The sequence below is a fragment of the Rhodococcus sp. WS1 genome, from assembly GCF_003797745.1.
Lineage (GTDB): Bacteria > Actinomycetota > Actinomycetes > Mycobacteriales > Mycobacteriaceae > Rhodococcus_F > Rhodococcus_F erythropolis.
Genome location: NZ_RKLZ01000002.1, coordinates 338,221 through 360,839, shown reverse-complemented (window position 1 = coordinate 360,839; position 22,619 = coordinate 338,221). Strand labels below are relative to the sequence as shown.

Annotated in this window: 14 protein-coding genes; 13 read left to right on the top strand and 1 reads right to left on the bottom strand. The window is 63.2% G+C overall.

The features are described 5' to 3' along the window. The first annotated feature begins 66 nt into the window (after positions 1 to 66). From glf to EEB12_RS14140, 13 genes are all read left to right on the top strand, one after another. A complete protein-coding gene (glf, locus tag EEB12_RS14200) occupies positions 67 to 1,281 on the top strand; it encodes a UDP-galactopyranose mutase (RefSeq protein WP_141487972.1) in 1,215 nt (404 codons plus the stop codon). Continuing rightward, a complete protein-coding gene (locus EEB12_RS14195) occupies positions 1,278 to 3,191 on the top strand; it encodes a glycosyltransferase (RefSeq protein ID WP_019746404.1) in 1,914 nt (637 codons plus the stop codon). The genes glf and EEB12_RS14195 overlap by 4 nt, the downstream gene beginning before the upstream one ends. Then, positions 3,172 to 3,705, top strand: coding sequence for a phosphatase PAP2 family protein (locus EEB12_RS14190; RefSeq protein WP_003943893.1), 534 nt, complete (start codon positions 3,172 to 3,174; stop codon positions 3,703 to 3,705). Before EEB12_RS14195 ends, EEB12_RS14190 begins: the two co-directional genes overlap by 20 nt. Then, positions 3,702 to 4,607, top strand: a complete 906-nt coding sequence (locus tag EEB12_RS14185) for a decaprenyl-phosphate phosphoribosyltransferase (protein WP_003943808.1) — start codon at positions 3,702 to 3,704, stop codon at positions 4,605 to 4,607. The genes EEB12_RS14190 and EEB12_RS14185 overlap by 4 nt, the downstream gene beginning before the upstream one ends. After that, positions 4,585 to 6,504, top strand: a complete 1,920-nt coding sequence (gene zomB / locus EEB12_RS14180) for a flagellar motor control protein ZomB (protein WP_141487971.1) — start codon at positions 4,585 to 4,587, stop codon at positions 6,502 to 6,504. Before EEB12_RS14185 ends, zomB begins: the two co-directional genes overlap by 23 nt. A gap of 331 nt (positions 6,505 to 6,835) precedes the next feature. Then, entirely contained in the window at positions 6,836 to 7,846 is a 1,011-nt protein-coding gene (locus EEB12_RS14175) for an alpha/beta hydrolase (RefSeq protein ID WP_020905770.1), read from the top strand. Between the two features lie 253 nt (positions 7,847 to 8,099). After that, positions 8,100 to 9,983, top strand: a complete 1,884-nt coding sequence (locus EEB12_RS14170; protein ID WP_141487970.1) for an alpha/beta hydrolase-fold protein — start codon at positions 8,100 to 8,102, stop codon at positions 9,981 to 9,983. A gap of 106 nt (positions 9,984 to 10,089) precedes the next feature. Further along, entirely contained in the window at positions 10,090 to 10,641 is a 552-nt protein-coding gene (locus tag EEB12_RS14165) for a DUF732 domain-containing protein (RefSeq protein WP_021342459.1), read from the top strand. Positions 10,642 to 10,650: 9 nt separating this feature from the next. Beyond that, positions 10,651 to 11,604 (top strand): cutinase family protein, encoded by a 954-nt coding sequence (locus tag EEB12_RS14160; protein WP_019746409.1) that lies wholly within the window; start codon positions 10,651 to 10,653, stop codon positions 11,602 to 11,604. 206 nt (positions 11,605 to 11,810) lie between these two features. Then, positions 11,811 to 12,806: an LLM class F420-dependent oxidoreductase gene (locus EEB12_RS14155; protein WP_019746410.1), complete on the top strand. Its 996-nt coding sequence runs from the start codon at positions 11,811 to 11,813 to the stop codon at positions 12,804 to 12,806. A 182-nt stretch (positions 12,807 to 12,988) separates the two neighbouring features. Next, positions 12,989 to 14,878 (top strand): long-chain-fatty-acid--AMP ligase FadD32, encoded by a 1,890-nt coding sequence (gene fadD32, locus EEB12_RS14150; RefSeq protein ID WP_003943899.1) that lies wholly within the window; start codon positions 12,989 to 12,991, stop codon positions 14,876 to 14,878. A 37-nt stretch (positions 14,879 to 14,915) separates the two neighbouring features. Next, the gene (pks13, locus tag EEB12_RS14145; protein WP_141487969.1) at positions 14,916 to 19,859 is read left to right on the top strand and encodes a polyketide synthase Pks13; all 4,944 of its coding nucleotides are present in this window, start codon (positions 14,916 to 14,918) and stop codon (positions 19,857 to 19,859) included. Beyond that, a complete protein-coding gene (locus tag EEB12_RS14140) occupies positions 19,856 to 21,397 on the top strand; it encodes an acyl-CoA carboxylase subunit beta (RefSeq protein WP_019746413.1) in 1,542 nt (513 codons plus the stop codon). The genes pks13 and EEB12_RS14140 overlap by 4 nt, the downstream gene beginning before the upstream one ends. 42 nt (positions 21,398 to 21,439) lie before the next feature. Here EEB12_RS14140 and EEB12_RS14135 read toward each other — a convergent pair whose 3' ends face one another. Next, entirely contained in the window at positions 21,440 to 22,228 is a 789-nt protein-coding gene (locus EEB12_RS14135) for a GntR family transcriptional regulator (protein ID WP_134998596.1), read from the bottom strand. Positions 22,229 to 22,619: the final 391 nt, after the last annotated feature.

Here is a 22,619-nt window from a genome sequence, read left to right as displayed (position 1 = left end):
GGGCCATAGTCCCTGGTGACGCATCCAACCCTCGGCGTCCGAACAGGTCCGATACCCTGGTTCATCGTGACCGCTGCAAATTCAGAGACCGCCCGTGCCCAGTACGACCTGATCGTCGTCGGTTCGGGATTCTTCGGGCTGACCATCGCCGAGCGTGCCGCTACCCAGCTGGGTAAGCGTGTGCTGGTGTTGGACCGCCGTCACCACCTGGGGGGGAACGCATACTCGGAGGCTGAGCCGGAGACCGGCATCGAGGTCCACAAGTACGGTGCCCACCTGTTCCACACCTCCAACAAGAAGGTCTGGGACTACGTCACCCAGTTCACGGAGTTCACGAACTACCAGCACCGCGTCTTCGCGCTGCACAAGGGACAGGCGTACCAGTTCCCGATGGGCCTCGGCCTCGTGTCGCAGTTCTTCGGTCGGTACTTCACTCCCGAAGAGGCGCGCGCCCTCATCGCCGAGCAGTCCAGCGAGATCGACTCGAAGGAGGCCTCCAACTTCGAAGAGAAGGCGATCTCCCTGATCGGGCGCCCGCTCTACGAAGCATTCATGCGTGACTACACGGCAAAGCAGTGGCAGACCGACCCCACCGAGCTGCCCGCGGCGAACATCAGCCGCCTGCCGGTCCGCTACAACTTCGACAACCGCTACTTCAACGACACGTACGAGGGCCTGCCCGTCGACGGGTACACGGCGTGGCTCGAGAACATGGCGAAGGATCCGAAGATCGAGGTCCGCCTCGACACCGATTACTTCGACGTTCGCGACGAACTGCACACCGCGAGCCCCGACGCGCCTGTTGTCTACACGGGCCCGCTCGACCGCTACTTCGACTACTCCGAAGGCGCACTGGGATGGCGCACCCTCGACTTCGAGACCGAGGTTCTGCCCACCGGAGACTTCCAGGGCACCCCGGTCATGAACTACAACGACGCGGACGTCCCGTTCACCCGCATCCACGAGTTCCGTCACTTCCACCCGGAGCGCGAGTACCCGACCGACAAGACCGTCATCATGCGTGAGTTCTCACGTGCAGCGGAGGCGAAGGACGAGCCGTACTACCCGATCAACACGCCCGAGGATCGCGAGAAGCTCTCCGCGTACCGCTCCCGCGCCAAGAAGGAGACGGCGGAGAACAAGGTCCTCTTCGGCGGACGTCTCGGCACCTACCAGTACCTGGACATGCACATGGCGATCGCCAGCGCACTGACGATGTTCGAGAACACCCTGCGCCCGCATCTCGAAACGGGTGCGGAATTGGCAGGGGAGAGCGAATGAACGCACGTCATCTACTCGAAGGCGAAGACGCCGTCAGCGGCGACGAGGTGACCTACCTCGGCAAGTCCCTGCTCCAGCGGATCATCCTGCCCCGTGCCGGTGAGCCGCTCGACGTCCGCACGTTGTACTTGGAAGAGTCCTGGTCCAACAGTCGGCGGGCGCACTCGACCTCGCGCACGTCGGTAGCGCTCGGCGCCGAGACCGAGGTCTCGTTCGCGACCTACTTCAACGCGTTCCCCGCCAGCTACTGGCGGCGCTGGTCCATCCTGAAATCGGTGGTCCTTCGACTCGAACTGTCCGGACACGGCCGCGTCGACATCTACCGTTCCAAGGCCGATTCCTCGCGAATTCACGTGGAAGGTAAGGAATTTGCCGACGGCGATGCCGCGGTCGAGTTCGAGGTGGAACTGGCGCCGTTCGAGGACGGTGGCTGGATCTGGTTCGACATCACCACTGATACGGCCGTCGTCGTCGAGAGTGGCGGCTGGTACGCGCCCGTCGAGGCTCCCGGCGAAGCGACTGTCGCCGTTGGTATTCCGACGTTCAACCGTCCGACCGACGCGGTCAAGGCTCTCGCTGCACTTGCTTCCGATCCCCTGGTGTCGGACGTGATCAAGGCCGTCATCATGCCGGATCAGGGCACGCGCAAGGTGCGCGACGAACCCGGATTTGCCGAAGCTGCTGCAGCACTCGGTGATCGGCTCGCCATTCACGATCAGGGCAACCTCGGTGGTTCGGGCGGATACAGCCGAATCATGTACGAGGCACTCAAGACGACGCAGTGCCAGCACATCCTGTTCATGGACGACGACATCGAGATCGAACCCGACTCGATTCTGCGTGCGCTTTCGTTCTCACGTTTCGCGAAGTCGCCGATGCTGGTGGGTGGGCAGATGCTCAACCTGCAGGAACGAAGCCACCTCCACGTGATGGGTGAAGTGGTCAACCGCGGCATCTTCATGTGGACCGCGGCACCGAACGTCGAATACGACCACGACTTCTCGAAGAAGCCGCTGCGCGAATCGAAACTCCTGCACCGCCGCATCGACGTCGACTTCAACGGCTGGTGGATGTGCATGATCCCGCGCCAGGTCGCCGAAGAAATCAAGCAGCCGCTACCGCTCTTCATCAAGTGGGACGACTGCGAATACGGTTTGCGCGCAAAGAAAGCCGGATACCCGACCGTCACGCTGCCCGGTGCCGCGATCTGGCACATGGCGTGGAGCGACAAGGACGACGCCATCGACTGGCAGGCGTACTTCCACCTCCGTAACCGCCTGGTGGTGGCAGCGCTCCACATGCCGGGCAACGGCCGTGGCCTCGTGGTCAACACGGTGAAGGCAACGCTCAAGCACCTGCTGTGCCTCGAGTACTCCACCGTTGCGATCCAGAACAAGGCCATCGCAGACTTCCTTGCCGGACCCGAGCACGTCGCGAACATGCTGCCGACAGCACTCGGTGAGGTCCACGCCCAGCGCAAGGAATTCTCCGACGCCGTCGTACTGCCTTCGTCGACTGCGCTTCCGCTGCCCTCGGGTGCAGATGTCGGGGACGTGAGCCTGCCGTTGTCGACCGTCGCGAAGATCACCCGGGTTCTCAAGGCCGGAGTGCACAACGTGAAGCCGGCCAAGCCGGAACACCTCGAGCGCCCTCAGCTCAACGTGCCGACCATCGACGCCCGTTGGTTCCTGCTCTCACAGGTCGACGGCGTCACGGTCACCACCGCTGACGGTCGCGGCGTCGTCTACCGCAAGCGAAACCCCAAGCTTGCACTCGAACTGCTCAAGGAAGCCACACGGTTGCGCCGCGAACTCGCCGCGCGTTTCCCCGAGCTCAAGAAGCAGTACCAGGACGCCGTTCCTTCACTGACCAGCACGGAAAGGTGGGAACGTGTCTTCGGCATCTCCTGAAGTACAGATTCTGGCCGGTATTCAATCGACCGTCGGGCAGCTGCCGGGGGCCGTCAAGGTCGCGCGCGGTATGTCTCACTTCGGTGAGCACTCCCTCGGGTGGATCGCGATCGCTGCCGTCGGAGCTGCCGTGGACAAGCCGCGTCGACGTGAATGGGCCGGAGCAGCCGTCGGAGCATTCGGTGCACACGCCGCCTCCGTGGTGATCAAACGAGTCGTCAGGCGCAAGCGACCTTCCGATCCTTCGGTGCAGGTCAACGTCTCGACACCGAGCAAGCTCAGCTTCCCGTCATCCCACGCGACGTCGACGACGGCGGCGGCTGTGCTGATCGGTCGACTCACCGGGCTACCCTTACCGGCGTTGCTGGTGCCCCCGATGATGCTCTCGCGTCTGGTCCTGGGAGTTCACTACCCGACCGACGTACTCGCCGGAGCGGCACTGGGAGCCGCATCCGCGGCGGTAGTTCGCCGGGTCGAAGAAGCCAGAGCCGAACAGAAATGTGGAGATAAATGAGCGAGGAACCGGCTACGGTCAGCGGACCCCCGAAGTCCCTGCCCGCCGGCATCGTCAAGGCGCTTCGCCCACGTCAGTGGGTCAAGAACGTCCTTGTGCTGGCAGCGCCCATCGCGGCCGGAACCGCCACCGAAGCCGACGTGCTCCTACCCGTCGCGCTGGCGTTCGTCGTGTTCTGCATGGCGGCATCGGGCATCTACCTCGTCAACGACGCGATGGACGTCGAAGCCGACCGTGCTCACCCCACGAAGCGATTCCGTCCCATCGCGGCCGGAGTTCTACCCGTCAACATCGCGTACGGAATGGCAGTCGTGCTGCTTGCCGGTGCGATCGGGCTGTCCTTCCTGGCCAACTGGCAACTCGCCGTGGTCATGGGCGTGTACATCGTCATCCAGCTCGCCTACTGCTTCGGTCTCAAGCATCAGGCCGTCATCGACATCTGCATCGTCTCGTCCGGCTTCCTGCTTCGAGCGATCGCCGGTGGCGTTGCCGCCGAGATCGATCTCTCGCAGTGGTTCCTGCTGATGATGGCGTTCGGTTCACTCTTCATGGCGGCTGGCAAGCGCTACGCCGAACTGCAGTTGGCCGAGAAGACCGGCGCGAAGATCCGTAAGTCCCTCGAGAGCTACACCATGACGTACCTGCGTTTCGTGTGGACGATGGCAGCGACGACGCTGGTCCTCTGCTACGGACTGTGGGCGTTCCAACAGGACGCCATCAAGGGCACCAACTGGTATGCCATCTCGATGGTGCCTTTCACCATCGCGGTGCTGCGATACGCGGTGGACGTCGACGGCGGCGAAGCCGGAGAGCCTGAGGAGATCGCGCTCGGTGACCGGGTGCTGCAACTCCTCGCGATTGCGTGGATCGGAGTAGTGGGTGTCGCTGTCTACCTCGTCTGAGCCACGCACCGAGGCCGACCCGCACGTCGACACTGCGGCGAACCGCACCACCCTCAGTCGAGGAGTTTTTCTCGGCGGGGTGGTGCTTGCTGCTGCCCTCATGTTCTGGGGGGCGTGGGAGCGTCGCTGGATCGCCGACGACGGACTCATCGTCTTGCGAACCGTCCGCAACCTGCTCGCGGGGAACGGCCCGGTCTTCAATGCGGGTGAGCGTGTCGAGGCGAACACGAGTACCGCGTGGACGTACATCGTCTACGCGTTCAGCTGGCTCACGCAGATCCGCCTCGAATACGTCGTTCTGACGATCGCGCTCGTGCTATCGACTGCTGCCGTCGTGCTGGCGATGCTCGGCACCGGTCGTCTGTACCGAGGCGTTCGGCCGTCGGCGGGCGGAACGATCCTGCTGGTACCGGCAGGTGTTCTCGTCTACATCGCGGTTCCGCCTGCGCGAGATTTCGCCACTTCCGGGCTCGAGACTTGCTTGGTGATCTTCTGGATCGCGCTCCTGTGGCTACTGCTCGTTCGGTGGGCGCAGGCGTCGAAGCCGTCCACGGCGTCGATCCTGACTCTCTCGTTCGTGGCAGGCCTCGGACCATTGGTTCGACCCGAGATGGCAATTCCCGGTGCCGCCGCGTTGATGATGATCGTTCTCTCCGCAGGCCTGACCTGGAAGATTCGCGCACTGATCGTGGTCGTCGCCGGACTTGTGCCGGTGGGCTATCAGATCTGGCGAATGGGCTATTACGCCCTGCCGTACCCGAACACCGCGGTGTCGAAGGACGCCGGTGGCGCGAAGTGGGCGCAGGGTTTTGCGTACCTGTGGAACCTCGTCGGGCCGTACCTGCTCTGGCTGCCGCTGCTGTTCCTGCTCATCGGCGCGCTGCTGCTCGTGTGGCGAAGCCGAGCGGACGCACCTGCTACCGCCACCGATCAACCCGCACGCTCGCTGTGGCAGCGCTTTCAGCAGTTTCTGCGCACGCCGCGGGCCGTCGTCACGTTCATCCTCGGCAGCGGGCTGATCCTCGGGATCTACTCTCTGCGCGTCGGCGGCGACTTCATGCACGGCCGCGTCCTGTTGCCGGTGTTGTTCTGCCTGCTCATCCCGGTCGCCGTCATTCCGCTGCGGGTTCCGGCGCGGGCAGCGTTCGGCAGTAACCGCGACACCGCGATCTTCGGAGCCTCGGCGGTGCTGTGGATCGGGACGATCATCTGGGCCTTCTTCGCCGCCAACACGACGGGCATGCCGGAAGGCTCCGTGGTGGGTCGCTCGGGAATCGTCGACGAGCGTGCGTTCTATGCACTCAACACCGGTCACAAGCACCCGATTCTTGCCGAGGACTACCTCGACTATCCGCGAATGCGTGCCATGGTGGAGACCATCGCGCGGACTCCGGAGGGTGGGCTGCTGTTGCCGTCGGCGAGTTACGACTCCTGGTTCGTCGTCCCACCGCCAGGGCCGCTCGAGGAGCCTGCCGAGCACGTCGTCTTCTTCCTCAACCTCGGAATGACGAGCATGAACGTGGGCCTCGACGTTCGGGTGCTCGATCAGATGGGGCTGGCGTACCCCCTGGCAGCACACACCGAGCGCCTCGAAGACGGCCGGATCGGGCACGACAAGAACCTTTACCCGGACTGGGTGGTCGCGGATACCGGAATGATCGACGTTCGCCCGTGGCTGCCGTTCTTCCTCGACGAGGACTGGGTTGCCGACGCGAAGCTGGCGATCACGTGCCCGGAAACGCAGGAGTTGCTCACGTCGTACCGCTCCGAGCTGACCTGGGCCAGATTCAAACAGAACTTCCAGCAGGCTTTCGACTTCGCGAAGTACCGATTCGACCGGGTTCCGGCCTACGAATTGGAACGCTGCGGGCTCGTTCCGCCGGAGCCGCCGAAGTGATGTGATCAGCATCACCGACGGTTGAAGGTTTGAATATTTCGATTCAGTAACACCGAATCGATTGGCCACGATGTACTCGAAGACGATTCACCTAACCTGAATCACTCCCTGCGGGTGATGACGGCGTCGCCCGCGGACTGAGACGTAACGGTCTGTCTATTTGTCACAGCTGAACCTGTGACATAAAGTCCAGCGAGCGCAGTGTGACTTGGAAGAGGTCCGCTGCCGACCCGAACTTGTTCGGGCTGGCAGAAAAGCCTGTTCCCCGACGGAATCCGCCGGAGCCACTCCACCGAGTGAGTGCCGCAGACGAAGAGAGAGAGCAGTATCCATGCGTTTTGCCAGAAAGAGGCTGACCCAGCGCCTCAAGCACCGAGCGTTGGCCATCGGTGCCGCAGCACTTGTGCTACCCCTTGCTGCAGGAGTTGCCGGTAGTGCTGTCGCCTCTGCTGCGCCCGCGCACACTGCTCCCAGCCACACCGCCCCCTCGGGCGGATACGACGAGCTGTGGGTGCCCTCCTCGATGGGCAACATCAAGGTCCAGGTCCAGTGGGCCGCACGCGGCGGAAACGCTGCCCTCTACCTCCTCGACGGCCTGCGTGCGCGCAACGACGCCAACGCGTGGAGCTTCGAGACCAACGCGATGGACCAGTACCGCAACGACAACATCACCCTCGTGATGCCCGTCGGCGGCGAGTCCAGCTTCTACAGCGACTGGTATGCACCGTCGAACTTCAACGGTCAGCAGATCACGTACAAGTGGGAAACGTTCCTCACGCAGGAACTCCCCAACTTCCTCGCGAACTACGGCGTCTCGCCGAACAACAACGCGGTTCTCGGTCTCTCGATGGGTGGCAGCGCTGCTCTGACGCTGGCTGCTTACCACCGCGACCAGTTCAAGTTCGCCGGCTCGCTGTCGGGCTACCTGAACATCTCGGCTCCCGGCATGCGCGAGGCAATCCGCGTCGCAATGCTCGATGCCGGTCGCTTCAACGTCGACTCCATGTGGGGACCGCCGTGGAGCCCGTCCTGGCTGCGCAACGACCCGTTCGTCTTCGCACCGCGTCTGCAGGGCCTGTCGATGTACATCTCGTCGGCAAGCGGCCTGCCCGGTGAATACGACCACCCGCGCGCACCGATCGATTACTACAACACGGCTAACGGCATGGGCCTCGAAGCACTCGCCCTGGTCAACACCCGTGCATTCCAGATCCGCATGAACTCGCTGGGTATCCCGGCCACCTACAGCTTCCCGTCCAACGGCACGCACTCGTGGCCGTACTGGTCGGCAGAGCTGTGGAAGGCTCGCGGCCAGATCCTCGACACCATGAACGCTTGGTGATCGTGCGCCATCCCGTGACCTAGTCACTTCACCAGTGCCGTTCCGGACTCCCTCCAAGGGAAACCGGGACGGCACTTGTGTATTCAGGCGCTGCACGATCGCCAGAGGTCAGTAACAATTGCACCACCAGTAACAGCGCGGCTACCCCAAGCGGGGATCGTTTGCGTGTAGAAATAGTTTCAACGGGGGTCTGGCTGCTCAGGCGGCTACACGATCGACGCGCGGACCGAACGTAAGGAAAGAGAGTGAGCTCATGCGAGTAGGCCTTGCCACGGAGGACCGTCGCCGGTCCCGGGCAACCTTCCGGACAAAGGTCGTCGGCGCACTGGCAGCGATGCTGGTACTGCCGATCGCCGCGGGCTTGACGACGGCCGGAACCGCGGCAGCCGCGCCGGCACCTGCTCAGGCCGCACCGGCCGTGACCCAGAACCCCACCGGCGCAGCGGTCACGAAGGTCGACTGGCTCAGTGAGCGTCGCGTCGCGCTGTGGGTGAACTCTCCCGCGATGGGCACCCCGATTCAGGTGCAGATCCTCTTGGCTCGCGATTGGAACGTCAATCCGTCGGCCAGCTTCCCCTCGGTCTGGATGCTCGACGGTCTTCGCGCGACCGACAACGAGAACGCCTGGACCTACGAAACCGACGCCGAGTCCTTCTACGCGGACAAGAACGTCAACGTCATTCTTCCCGTCGGCGGTCAGTCCAGCTTCTACTCCGACTGGCTCGAGCCCGACAACGGCAAGAACTACCAGTGGGAGACGTTCCTGACCAAGGAACTGCCCCCGATCCTCGAAAAGGACTGGCGGACCACGCAGACGCGCGGTGTCGTCGGACTGTCGATGGGCGGAACGTCCGCGATGTTCCTCACGGCGCGTAACCCCGGCTTCTTCAAGTTCGCGGCTTCGCTGTCCGGCATCCTCACCACCACTTCGCTCGGCATGCCTCAGGCAATCCAGTTCGCGATGACCGACGCCGGTGGATACAACTCCGCCGCGATGTGGGGACCGCCGTCCAACGCGCAGTGGGCTGCACACGATCCGTATGCGCTCGCCGAGAAGCTCAAGGGCGTCAGCCTGTACGTCTCGAGTGGTAGCGGTACGACCGGCCCGTACGACCAGCCGTCGGGAATTCCCGGCGTCAGCACCAACTACGCAGGTATGGGCCTCGAGATCCTCGCTCGCCTGACCTCGCAGACCTTCGCGACCAAGCTCAACCAGCTCGGCATCCCCGCGCAGGTCAATTACCGCCCGTCAGGAACCCACTCGTGGCCGTACTGGCAGTTCGAGCTTCATCAGCTGTGGCCGCAGTTGGCCAACGCCATCGGCGTCGAGGTCGAGAAGCCGGCTTGCGGCACTTCGGGTGAGATCGGTGCGACGGCCGCAGCCAACGGTTGGATCGGCGACTGCATCACCCCCGAGTACACCGTCGCGGGTGGCCTGGCACAGGACTTCCGCAACGGTCGCATCTACTTCACCAGTGGAACGGGCGCCCAGCCTGTCGCCGGTCGTATCGCCGGCGCGTACATGAACACCGGAGCAGCGGCCGGCCCGCTCGGCTTCCCGCGTACTCCCGAACTCGGTACCCCCGACGGACGCGGACGCTTCAACCACTTCCAGAACGGCTCCATCTACTGGACCCCGCAGACCGGCGCTCACCCCGTCAGCGGCGACATCCTCGCCGAGTGGTCCGCACAGGGATGGGAAGGTGGCCCGCTCGGCTACCCGACCGCCGACGAGATCGCGACGCCCGGCAAGCCGGGCAAGGTTCAGGGATTCGAGATCGGCGCGATGTACAGCAGCGCCAACGGAACTCACGCGGTTCTCGGAATGATCATGGGCAAGTACGGCGAACTCGGTTGGGAAAACGGCTGGCTCGGATTCCCGAAGTCGAACGAGGTTCCGATCAAGGACAACGGACGCTTCACCGAGTTCGAGGGCGGCAACATCTACTGGAGCCCCGGCACCGGTGCATGGTCCGTCGAGAACGGCCCGCTCTTCGACGGCTGGAAGAGCGTCGGATACGAGGGCGGCCGCCTCGGATTCCCGATCAGTGACAAATTCGACATCCCCGGTGGTGTCCAGCAGAACTTCCAGTTCGGCTACATCACGGTGATCGGTGACAAGACAGAAGTTCACTAACTCACAGTGGTGCACGACGGGCGGGCCCGATCACGGATCGGTGCCCGCCCGCGTGCGTTGCGTAACCTGTTGATGGACTTTCGACTGAAGGCAAGGACGGACATTGATGTCGCTTTTCTCGGGTAACCGAAACACTTGTGCACGCGCGATCGCGGTCGGCGCCTTGGCGCTCGCCGCGGGCGGCGCGCTTGTCGCGTGCGGTAGTGACGACTCCACTGCAACCTCCAATCCGGTCACCACGACGTCCGCTGCGGCTTCGTCCTCGAGCGGTTCGGCGTCTGCGTCCGCCTCTGCGACCACGACGGCGTCGGCTGCGCCCACCAGTCCAGGAGCAGCAGCCACTGCGCCGCCGGAGCAGCCGCAGAGCATCGAAGGCTTCCCAGGCCCCACAGTCGTCGAGGTCAGTCCAGAGGCACAGAAGTTCCTCGACGGACTGAAGGCGAAGGGCATCACCCCAGCCGGTGACGGAAGCATCGCCGTCAACACGGCCAATTACATCTGCGCTGCCGGTCCTCAGACCGACGACGAGGTCCTGACCTTCGTGACTGCCTTCGTCGGCCAGGAAGCGTCGGCGGAAGGCAAGCAGATCACTCCCGAGCAGGCAGGTGCGAACGCTCAGATCTATATCGACGTCGCCAACACCACCTACTGCAAGTAGGCGCGGGTCATGGCGAGGTCTGGAAAGCGTCGTGGGTGCCTGATCCCGCTGCTGATCATTCTTGTGGTCGCAGCGGTCGTGATCGGCGGTTGGTACATCCTGGCCGGGCGGGTGCCTTCGCCGACTCCGATCCCGCCGAGTCCGGAGCCGCCGGTGTCTCAGCCGGCCAGTTGCCCCGATGTCCAGGTAGTAGCCATACCGGGTACGTGGGAGTCGAGCGCTACCGACGACCCGTACAACCCGACGGCCAATCCGGCGTCGTTGATGCTGAACGTGACCCGTCCTCTTCAGGAGAAGTTCGATAGTTCGAGGGCCGACGTCTACACCGTTCCTTACGTCGCACAGTTTTCGAATCCGGTTGCGATCCCGCCGGACGGACAGCAGTCCTACAACAACAGCCGGGCTGCGGGAACTGCTGCCACTAACGACTTTCTGATGAAGCGGCACGCCGAGTGCCCGCTCACGAGCTACGTCCTGACCGGATTTTCCCAGGGCGCGGTGATCGCGGGTGACGTCGCCGCGAGTATCGGCGACGGTACCGGCGCGGTGCCTGCCGATCTGGTTCTGGGCGTGGGCTTGATTGCCGACGGTCGGCGCGATCCGGCGTTCGGGAACACGGTTGGCCCGAGCGTTGCCGGTGTCGGCGCCGAGCTGTCGCTGAACGGGCTGAAGCTTCCCGGTCTCACGATGACCGGCCCGAGGCCAGGCGGATTCGGCGACCTCAACGACCGGACTTATCAGATATGCGCGCCGAGCGACGGTATCTGCGACGCTCCGGCCGCCGCTCTCAATCCGACCAACTGGTTGAGTTCGGCGCCGCGGCTTCTCGAGTACTACAACAACCCTGTGCACGCGATGTACAACTCCTTCCAAGTCGATCCGAACGGCACGACGGCCACCCAATGGATGGCACAGTGGGCTGCGGAGAAGATCGACGCCGCACCGACACCGCCCCACAGTTGAGTCACCGCCGCACTGTTGATTCGTCACAATCGGGCGTCTCGGGAGTTCGCTCGCGGGTAATCTGCTCGTTTGGTCCCGGTAGAGTGCTGCACGGTCCGGGGGCGTCCTCTACAGTGCTGTCACGTAAGTGACTGGCGAGTAGGTTCGATTTGTCCGGTTTCGAAGTCCGAGTACGACGTACGTGTCCATCACAGGAGAATCGCTATATGAGTTCCACCCACGGCAGCGATGCCCTACGCAAATTCCGGTTTGCGGCCGGTGGCGAGGGCAACGCCGAAGAGGGTGGTGCGCGACGTTTCGTCAAGCTTGCGCAGAAGGCCGAGGAACTCGGCTACGACTCGTTCATGATTCCGGACCACCTGGGTAATCAGGTCGGACCGATCGCCGCTCTGGGAGCGCTCGCAGTGGCCACGGACAAGATCCGTCTGGGCACTGCCGTGTTGGCCAACGGCTTCCGTCATCCTGCTGTGCTCGCGAAGGACGCGGCGACTATCGACGTGCTGTCCGGTGGTCGACTCGAACTCGGTATCGGCGCAGGCTGGATGAAGGAAGAGTTCGACAAGGGCGGCATCGCATACGAAAGCCCCGGCGTTCGCATCGAGAAACTCGAGGAGTCTCTGCAGATTCTCGACACACTGCTGCGCGGGCAGGAATGCACTTTCGAAGGCAAGCACTATCAGGTGCGTGGCCTCAAGGGCAGCCCGCGACCGCGGCAGGGCCCGCGGCCGCCGATCATCGTCGGTGGCGGCGGACCGAAGATGCTCGCTCTCGCCGCGAAGTACGCGGACATCATCTCGGTCGCCACACCGACCAACCGTGACGGGCGGCTTCTGCTCTCCGGAATCACGATGGAAAAGACCATCGAACGTGTCGAGCGGATCCGCGAAGCTGCCGGCGAGCGTTTCGATGAGATCGAACTCAACTGGACCATCACCATGATCATGATCACCGACGATCGAGAGCAGGCTGCCGAGATGGCAATCGCCGCTCTGGACCAAGGTTTTCCGCCGAACATCGAAGTGGATCGTAAGCTGAGCGTGGAGGAGTTGCTGAACTCTCCATACCTGGCTGTGGGCACTTTCGAGGAAATCGCAGACCAGATTCGACTGGTCCGTGAGAAGACGTCGATGTCGTACGTCGGGGTCTTCCCGACGCAGATGGAAGCGTTCGCCCCGATCATCCCGTTACTGGCGGGCGAGTAGGCCGGAGAATACGGACGATGCGAATCTGTAACATATCGATGGTTTGGGATCGATGAAGTGATTCAGGTGAGTTGCGCACAAAGTGCGATTCGATTGATCGAAGATGGACCCGAGAGAGCGAAGGAAGTCTGGGGCGCAGGCATGAAAGACAGTGCTTGTGTGATCGCTTCGGAGGAGATGGAATGAACGCGCTGTTCGATGGCTTTCTCGACGAGAAGGGCCAGATCCGCCTGCAACCAGGCTTCACGCTGGTCGACTACGTCGAGCAACACTCGCGTGTCAACGCGGACGAGCTCGCGTATCGGTACATCGATTACTCACGCGAGCGTGACGGTGAAGCCCTGGAGCTGACCTGGGAGCAGTTCGGTGTGCGTCTGCGCGCTGTTGCAGCCCGTTTGCAGCAGGTCACCAAGCGTGGCGACCGTGTCGCGATTCTTGCGCCGCAGGGGCTCGACTACGTCATTTCGTTCTTTGCCGCCATTCAGGCAGGTTCCATCGCGGTGCCGCTCTTCGATCCGGACGAGCCCGGCCACACCGACCGTCTTCACGCTGTTCTCGGTGACTGCAAGCCGACTGCGATTCTGACTGCCGCTTCGTCGGCTGCCGGTGTTCGTCAGTTGTTCCGCTCGCTTCCCGCTGCCGAGCGTCCGCGCATCATCGCCGTCGACGCGATTCCCGACACCGTCGGTGAAACGTGGGTTCGTCCCGACATCGAACTCGACGACATCGCGTACCTGCAGTACACCTCCGGTTCGACCCGAGTTCCCGCCGGCGTGGAGATCACCCACCGCGCTGTCGGAACGAACGCGCTGCAGATGGTCGACTCCATCGAACTCAACGAGGACTCACGCGGCGTCACGTGGCTGCCGCTGTTCCACGACATGGGCCTGCTGACGGTCATCCTGCCTGCTCTGGGCGGCAAGTACATCACCATCATGAGCCCGCGCGCTTTCGTGCAGCGGCCGTACCGGTGGATCAAGGAACTGGCTGCGGTTTCCGACGGCGCAGGCACCTTCGCCGCCGCTCCCAACTTCGCTTTCGAGCACGCTGCCGCGCGCGGCCTGCCGAAGGACGGCGAGACCCTGGACCTGAGCAACGTCATCGGCCTGATCAACGGCAGTGAGCCGGTCACGACGTCGTCGATGCGCAAGTTCAACGACGCTTTTGCTCAGTACGGTCTGCCCAAGACTGCGATCAAGCCGTCGTACGGCATGGCCGAAGCGACGCTCTTCGTCTCCTCGACCAAGCATTCCGACGAGGCCAAGGTCATCTACGTCGACCGCACGGAACTCAACAAGGGCCGCATGGTCATCGTCGACCAGTACTCCGAGAACGCCATCGCACAGGTCTCCTGTGGGTACGTCTCGCGCAGTCAGTGGGCGGCGATCGTCGATCCCGAAACTCTGACCGAGGTCCCCGACAATCACGTCGGCGAGATCTGGTTGCACGGCGAGAACATCGGCATCGGCTACTGGGGTCGCCCCGACGAGACGGCGGAGACCTTCCACAACAAGCTGGACAATCGGTTGAGTGAAGACAGCCACACCGAGGGCACGCCGGCGGATGCCAACTGGATGCGTACCGGCGACTTCGGCGTCTACGTCGACGGCGAGCTGTACATCACCGGCCGCGTCAAGGACCTCGTGATCGTCGACGGTCGCAATCATTACCCGCAGGACCTCGAGGCTTCGGCTCAGGAAGCCAGCCCCGCCCTGCGCCCCGGCTTCATCGCTGCGTTTGCCGTGCCGGCCAACCAGCTGCCTTCTGTCGTGTTCTCCAACACACACTCGGGTCTGAAGTTCGACGACGACGATTCCTCGGAGCAGTTGGTCATCGTGGCCGAGCGTGCTCCCGGCGCAGGCAAGGCCGATCCGCAGCCGATCGCGGACACTGTGCGTGCGGCGATTTCTTCCCGTCACGGTGTTACGGCCCGAGACATCCTGCTCGTCCCCGCGGGTTCGATTCCGCGTACGTCAAGCGGCAAGATCGCTCGCCGCGCGTGTAAGGCGAGTTATATCGAGGGAACGTTGCGAGGCGGCTATCAGCAGACCGCATTCCCCGATAGCGTTTGAGGAGCAGTCCCTTCATGATCGGTGGCTTGGTGAGTTGATGGTTGAACAAGATGGTGCGCAGAGCAAAGACGTTGTGAGCGAGATGAGTGTCGCGCAGTTGCGTGAGTGGCTTCGCAACTGGATCGCCGACGCGACCGGTCAGCCGGTGTCGACGATTGTGGACGACCGGCCGCTGGACGAGTTCGGACTCGCCTCGCGGGACGCAGTTGCTCTGAGCGGAGACATCGAGGATCTGCTCGGTGTCACGCTGACCGCCACGATCGTCTACCAACACCCCACCATCGCCTCGCTGGCTACTCGGATCATCGAAGGTGAGCCCGAGGCGCCGGAGGAGACCGTCGACGCGTCGTACTACGTCTCAGGCGCCACGACGGACGCCCACGACATCGCCATCGTCGGACTGTCCACACGATTCCCCGGTGCCGGGCACACGCCTTCGGACATGTGGGAAATGCTGGCGGCCGGACGCGACGGCATCAGCGACCTCCCCGAGGACCGCTGGGCCGAGTTCATGTCGGATCCCGCCATCAAGGCCGCGGTCGAGAACGCCAACACCAAGGGCGGGTACCTCGACGACGTCAAGGGCTTCGACGCCGAGTTCTTCGCGATGTCTCCGCTCGAGGTCGTCAACGTCGATCCGCAGCAGCGCCTCGCCCTGGAACTCGCGTGGGAAGCGCTCGAGCACGCGCGCATTCCGGCCAGCGGGCTCAAGGGCAAGCAGGTCGGTGTTTTCATCGGCAGTTCCGCCAACGATTACCAGTTGCTCGCGGTCAGTGATCCGACGACGGCGCACCCGTACGCACTGACCGGAACGTCGACGGCCATCGTCGCGAACCGGGTTTCGTACTTCTTCGACTTCCGTGGACCGTCCATCGCTCTGGACACCGCGTGCTCGTCTTCGCTGGTTGCCGTTCACGAGGCTGTGCGTTCGCTGCGCAGTGGTGATTCCAACATCGCGCTGGCCGGTGGCGTCAACATGCTGCTGGCCCCTCCCGGAACCCTCGGTTTCGATCAGACCGGGATGCTCGCTCCCGACGGAAAACTGCGTGCATTTTCCGCACACGCTCAGGGCATCGTTCGCAGTGAGGGTGGCGGACTCGTCGTGCTCAAGCGTCTCGAAGACGCCGAGCGTGACGGCGATTCCATCCTCGCGGTGATCGCCGGATCCGCGGTCAACCAGGACGGCCGTTCCAACGGTCTGCTCGCGCCCAACCCTGACGCCCAGGCCGACGTGTTGCGTTTCGCGTACCGCGACGCCGGAATCTTGCCGACCACAGTCGACTACATCGAGGCGCACGGAACGGGTACCGATCTCGGTGATCCCATCGAGGCCGACGCGCTCAGCCGTGTCGTCGGTCGTGGCCGTGACGACGACAAGCCGGCTCTGCTCGGTAGTGCGAAGACCAACTTCGGGCACCTGGAAGCAGCTGCGGGCGCCGCCGGCCTGATCAAGGTCGTTCTGGCGATGCAGGAAAACAAGATTCCCGCGACGATCAACTACCTGGGCCCGAACCCGCACATCGACTTCGAGAAGTCGCACCTGCAGGTGACGCCCGAGGCCACCGACTGGCCGCGTTACACCGGCAAGGCCGTCGCCGGTGTTTCCGGTTTCGGTTTCGGCGGAACCAACGCGCACGTCGTGGTCAAGGAATACGTGCCCGCCGACGTGGCAGTCGATGAACCAGTCGTGGATGCCCCGGTAGTTGACGAACCGGCAGCAGAGGACGAGAGCACCGTTGTGCTGGCTGTGTCCGGTGCGCTGCCTTCGCGTCGTCGCCGCGCAGCTGCAGATCTGGCCGACTGGCTCGAAACCGAAGAGGGAAGCAAGACGCCCCTCGCCGACGTTGCCCGCACACTCGCGCGTCGCAACCACGGACGCTCGCGCGCCGCTGTTCTGGCGAAGACGCGGTCCGAGGCCATCAGCTCGCTGCGCGCCGTCGCCGCAGGCAAGCCGGCTCAAGGAGTCTTCTCGGCCGACTCGCCGTCGCCCAAGGGCGCGGTGTGGGTGTTCTCGGGCTTCGGCTCGCAGCACCGCAAGATGGCCAAGCAGCTCTACACGGAGAACGCGGCTTTCAAGGCAGCCGTCGACGAGGTCGATGCGCTGATCCAGGACGAGGCCGGCTACTCGATGGTCGAGATGTTCCTCGACGATGCGATCGAGTACAACGTCGAGACCGCACAGGTGGGAATCTTCACCATCCAGGTCGGTCTGGCCGCATTGCTGCGTCACCACGGCGCTGAAGCCGAAGCCGTGGTTCCGCACTCGATGGGTGAGGCCGCTGCCGCATACGTGTCCGGTGGTCTGAACCTGGAAGACGCTGTGCGCGTGATCTGTTCACGTTCACGGCTGATGGGTGAGGCCGAGGGCGCACTCGTCGGTGACGACATCCGTCTGATGGCACTGCTCGAGTACAGCGCATCCGAGATCGAGGCGCTGCTGCCCACGTATCCCAAGCTCGAGGTCTGCGTTTACGCAGCTCCGACGCACACGGTGATCGGTGGACCGCAGCCGGACATCGAGGCGATCGTCGCGGCCGCCGAGGCCGACGGCAAGATGGCGCGTGTCCTGCAGACCAAGGGTGCCAGCCATACTTCACAGGTGGATCCGCTGCTCGGCGAGCTTGCCGCGGAGTTGGCCGGTATCGAGCCGACCACGTTGAAGCTCGGCGTCTACTCGTCCGTCGACAAGGACACCTTCTACCGTCCCGGTCACGAGCCGATCCATCAAGAGGCGTACTGGGTCAAGGGCCTTCGCCACAGCGTGTACTTCACCAATGCGGTACGCGGTGCAGTTGCCCACGGCCACACCACTTTTGTCGAGCTTGCACCCAACCCGGTGACGCTGATGTCGGTGGCGGCTACCGCGTTCGATTCGGGCCTGCACGACATGGAACTCATCCAGACGCTCAAGCGTAAGGAAGACGAGTCCGCGGGTGTGCTTGCCGCTCTCGCACAGCTGTACGTGCACGGCCATGCCGTGAACCTCGAGTCCTTGCTTCCTGCAGGCGATTTCGCCTCGGTTCCGCGTACTGCATTCCTGCGTAAGCCGTACTGGCTCGACATTCGCGTCAGTGCCGGCGGTTCGGCTCGCGTACCCGGTTCGCACGTCGCTCTGCCCGACGGCCGCCACGTGTGGGAGGTCGACGCATCCGCCGTCACCGATTTGGCTGTGCTCGTGAGCGCTGCTGCCGGACAGGTGCTCTCGGATGTCGCTCTCACCGCTGCCGTTCCGCACGGTGAACTGGCCGGCGCTGCGACCCTGACGACAACTCTCAACCCGCACCCGGGTGGAGCGTCGGTGCAGGTGCATGCTCGTGAGGGCGCTACGTTCCGTTTGCTGTTCGACGCCGTCGTCACGTCCGGTGAGCCGCTGCCCGAGCTGGTCGTCAGCGCGCCGGTCAAGACCAGCGCGCCGATGGAAACCCTGGCCGAGGTCGTCGAAGACGCCGGAGACAAGTGGGATCCGAACGGTTCGCAGAGCCTCGACGATCGCCTCAAGATCGTTGTGGCCGAGTCGATGGGGTACTCGCCGGAAGATCTTCCGGCCGAGGTTCCGCTCATCGAACTGGGTCTCGATTCGCTCATGGCGATGCGTATCAAGAACCGCGTCGAGTACGAGTTCGACATTCCGCAGCTCCAGCTCCAGGCAGTCAAGGACGCGAGCCTCAACGAGGTCAACAAGTACCTGCGCTACGCGATCGACAATCGCGAAGAGGTTCAGGCGATGGCCGACAAGCAGGCTGCCGAGAAGTTGGCGGCCGATGCGGCTGACGAGGACGCTGCTCCCGCTGAGGAGTCGGTGGAACTGCCGGCGACTGCTCCGGTTGCTGCTGCGCCTTCCGATCCTTCTCGAGCCGGAACTGCCGACGATGCCGGCTCCGATGTTCCGCCGCGAGATGCGGCCGAGCGCTTGACGTTTGCGACGTGGGCCGTCGTCACCGGGAAGTCCGCCAAGGGTATTTTCAACGATCTGCCGATCGTCGGTGACGAGGTCGCCGAGAAGCTTGCTGCTCGGCTTTCCGAGCGTGCGGGCGGCGAGATCACTCTCGACGACGTTCTCGATTCCACCACCATCGAAGAGCTCGCGGACGTCGTGCGCCAGTACCTCGAGGACGACGGCAAGATCGACGGACTCGTACGCACTCTGCGTGCCCGTCCCGAAGGTTCCACTGCCGTACCGGTATTCGTCTTCCATGCTGCCGGTGGTTCGACGGTGACGTACGAGCCTTTGCTCAAGCGCCTGCCCGCCGGCACGCCGATGTACGGGTTCGAGCGGGTCGAGGGCTCGATCGAAACCCGTGCTGCTGCTTACGTTCCGCTGCTGCGTGAGATCCAGGGCGACGGACCGTACGTACTGTGTGGCTGGTCGTTCGGCGGCGTGATGTCGTATGCGGTCGCGAAGTTGCTGCGTGAGCAGGGCGCCGACGTGCGTGTGGTCGGACTTCTCGACACCGTCATGGCCGGCGAGGTCGTGCCGGACACCGAGGCGGAACGACGCAAGCGTTGGGAGCGCTACGGCAAGTTCGCCAAGCGCACCTACAACCTGGATGTTCCGCTGCCGCTTGACGTTCTGGCCTCCACCGAAGCGGACGAAGATCAGATCCAGATCTTGATGGACATGATCAAGATGAGCGGCGCCAAGATTCCCGGCGGCATCATCGAGCATCAGCGGACGTCGTGGTTGGACAACCGCGCCATCCAGACGGCCGAGTTCAGCAGCTACGACGGCGACGTCGTGCTCTACATGGCCGACAAGTACCACGACGAGTTGATGACGCTCGAGCCTGCATTCAAGACCCGCAAGGCAGATGGTGGTTGGGGTGACTACGTGAAGAACCTCGAGGTCGTCTACATCGGCGGGGACCACCTGCAGATCGTCGACGAGCCGTACATCGCGAAGGTTGCGGCAGACCTCACCACCAAGCTGGCCCAGATCGAGACAGCTCAGACCAAAGCAGCGGAAACCGGAGTTCAGAAGTGACGACAACCACCGCGGAGAAGCTCGCTGAACTCCGCGAAAAGTTGGAGAAGGCAAAGGAACCCGGCTCGGCTCGGGCCATTGCGAAGCGCGATGCAGCAGGGCACAGTACGCCGCGCCAGCGCATCGACATGTTGCTCGATCCCGGTAGCTTCGTCGAGGTCGGCGCCCTGGTGAAGATGGCGGGCGAGGACAACCCGTACAGCGACGGCGTCATGACCGGTCACGGAACTGTCGACGGGCGTCCGGTTGCCGTGTTCGCGCACGATCAGACTGTGTTCGGCGGTGCCGCCGGAGAGATGTTCGGCCGTAAGGTCGCAGCCGTCAACGATTTTGCACTGAAGGTGGGCTGCCCGGTCGTCGGTATCAACGATTCCGGTGGAGCTCGAATCCAGGATGCCGTTTCCTCATTGGCCTGGTACGCCAACATGGGTTCACGTCAGGAGCCCTTGTCCGGCGTCTGCCCACAGATCTCGGTCATCCTCGGTAAGTGCGCCGGCGGTGCCGTGTACGCACCGATCAACACCGACGTCGTGGTCGCGACCGAAGAGTCGTACATGTTCGTCACCGGACCCGACGTCATCAAGTCGGTCACCGGCGAAGAGGTCAGCCTCGAGGATCTGGGCGGAGCGCGGAAGCAGGCGGAGTACGGAAACATCCATCACGTCGCTCCCGACGAGAAGGCTGCATTCGACTGGGTGCGTGAGTACCTGAGCTTCATGCCGTCCTCGTGCACGGAGAAGGCGCCGCTGATCAACCCGGGTCTCGAACCCGAGATCACCGAGTCGGATCTCGAACTCAACGCCTTCATGCCGGATGCCGACAATGCCGGCTACGACATGCACGACATCATTCTGCGGATCTTCGACGACGGAACCTTCCATGAAATCGGAGCCCAGGTCGCGCACAACGTGATAACCGGGTTCTCCCGCGTCGACGGCCTGCCCGTCGGTGTCGTGGCCAACCAGCCCACGTACCTCAGTGGCGCCCTCGATGCGGACAGCTCCGACAAGGCTGCCCATTTTGTGCGCCTGTGCGACGCTTTCAGCATCCCGCTCGTTTTTGTCGTCGACACACCAGGCTTTCTTCCCGGCGTCGATCAGGAAAAGGTCGGTGTCATCAAGCGCGGCGGGCGTTTCCTGTTCGCGTACATCGAAGCCACTGTCCCGAAGGTGACTGTGGTGGTTCGTAAGGCGTACGGCGGCGGTTATGCCGTCATGGGTTGCAAGCAGCTCGGTGCCGACATCAACCTCGCGTGGCCGACCGCTCGTATCGCCGTGATGGGTGCCGAGGGTGCCGTCAACATCATGGGACGTCGTCAGCTCGCCGAGGCGGGAGAGAACGCACCCGCGGTGCGTGCTCAGTTGATCAACTTCTACAACGAGTTCGTCGCGACGCCGTACATCGCGGCTGAGCGCGGATACATCGACGCGGTGATCGAGCCTTCGCAGACGCGTCTCGAAATCCGCAAGGCTCTGAAGTTGCTCAAGGACAAGACGATCTTCAAGAACCCGCGCAAGCACAACTTGATGCCGCTTTAGTACCTGAGGGGTACGGCCTCGAGGGTTCGGTCGGGGGTTGGCTCAATAGATGAGGTTGAGTTCTACCCCCGAATCAGGATTGTCCGATTCGGCACGTATCCCGTGACCGGCCGAGCGAACGAGGATCTGGGTGCGGTCGGCTCGGAACAGGTCGTTCGAACATTCGATGATTGCGCCGGCCGCGTCCCGCGCGGTTCGCTGAATCGAAATGAGTGGCGCGTCGGTGTGAACGGAAAGCAATCGAGCCTCTTCCGGTGTCGCCGAGGCTACTTCGAGTCTTTCCTCGCTGCTCACGACCTCGACTTCGTACTCACTTCGTAGAAGCTCGTAGACGGAGCCACCCAATGGCCGCTCCAGTAGCCCGGGGAAGCGTTGAGCGGGGAGCCATGCCTGCTCTATCGACAATGGAGTTCCGTCGGCAAATCGCAATCGGAGGATGCTGAACGCCAGTGAGCTTTCGTCGTCGAGGCCGAGTCGGATTCGAATCGACTGTTCAGGGTTTTGTAGGACAGCCGACAGTACCTGTGAACCGGATGTCATCCCCTGTCTAGCGAGATAGGACGGCAACCCGTCGACTCGATCAAGGTCGCGCTCGAATTTCCGCTGCGCGATGAAGGTGCCTCCCGCCCGACCTGGTATGCGATGCGTGATTCCTGCCTGGCACAGACCTGTCAGAACGCCCCGCAATGTGGATCGGCTCACTTGGAAGTGCTCGGCCAGTTCTCGCTCGCTCGGGAGACGATCCCCGGGTTTGAGAATCCCGGAACTTATGTCGCTCAGTATCTTTCGGCGAACCTGCTCGGCTACCGGCCCGCCCATACCAGTCGTCATCGGAATCGCCTCCCGCCCCGGCGCCGGAGTGCGGCACGTCCATCACCCATTCGCCAATCCCGCACACTGCTGGAGCCGCTGCGGTCTGTTTCGGCAGCTTATCGCATGGTGGGCGGTTGATCGGAGCTTCTTGCGTCTTGGCGGGGGCCGAGCGGTTGCCCCTTCCAGGTGAGCCTTGTGAAAGTTGGACCAAATACTGATTTTCCTCAACCAACAGCCATACCAAAATTCAATCCAATTGATATAACCGCAGTACATAGCCATATAAAAGGTTCAAACAAGTCTTGTTTTGGTATGTTAGGTGTGTCACACTCAGTCGATCGCAAGGTGCGCTGCGGCAGCAGGTCGCAGTTCGAGTCGTCGAATCTGTTCGGCAAATACTGAGAGGACC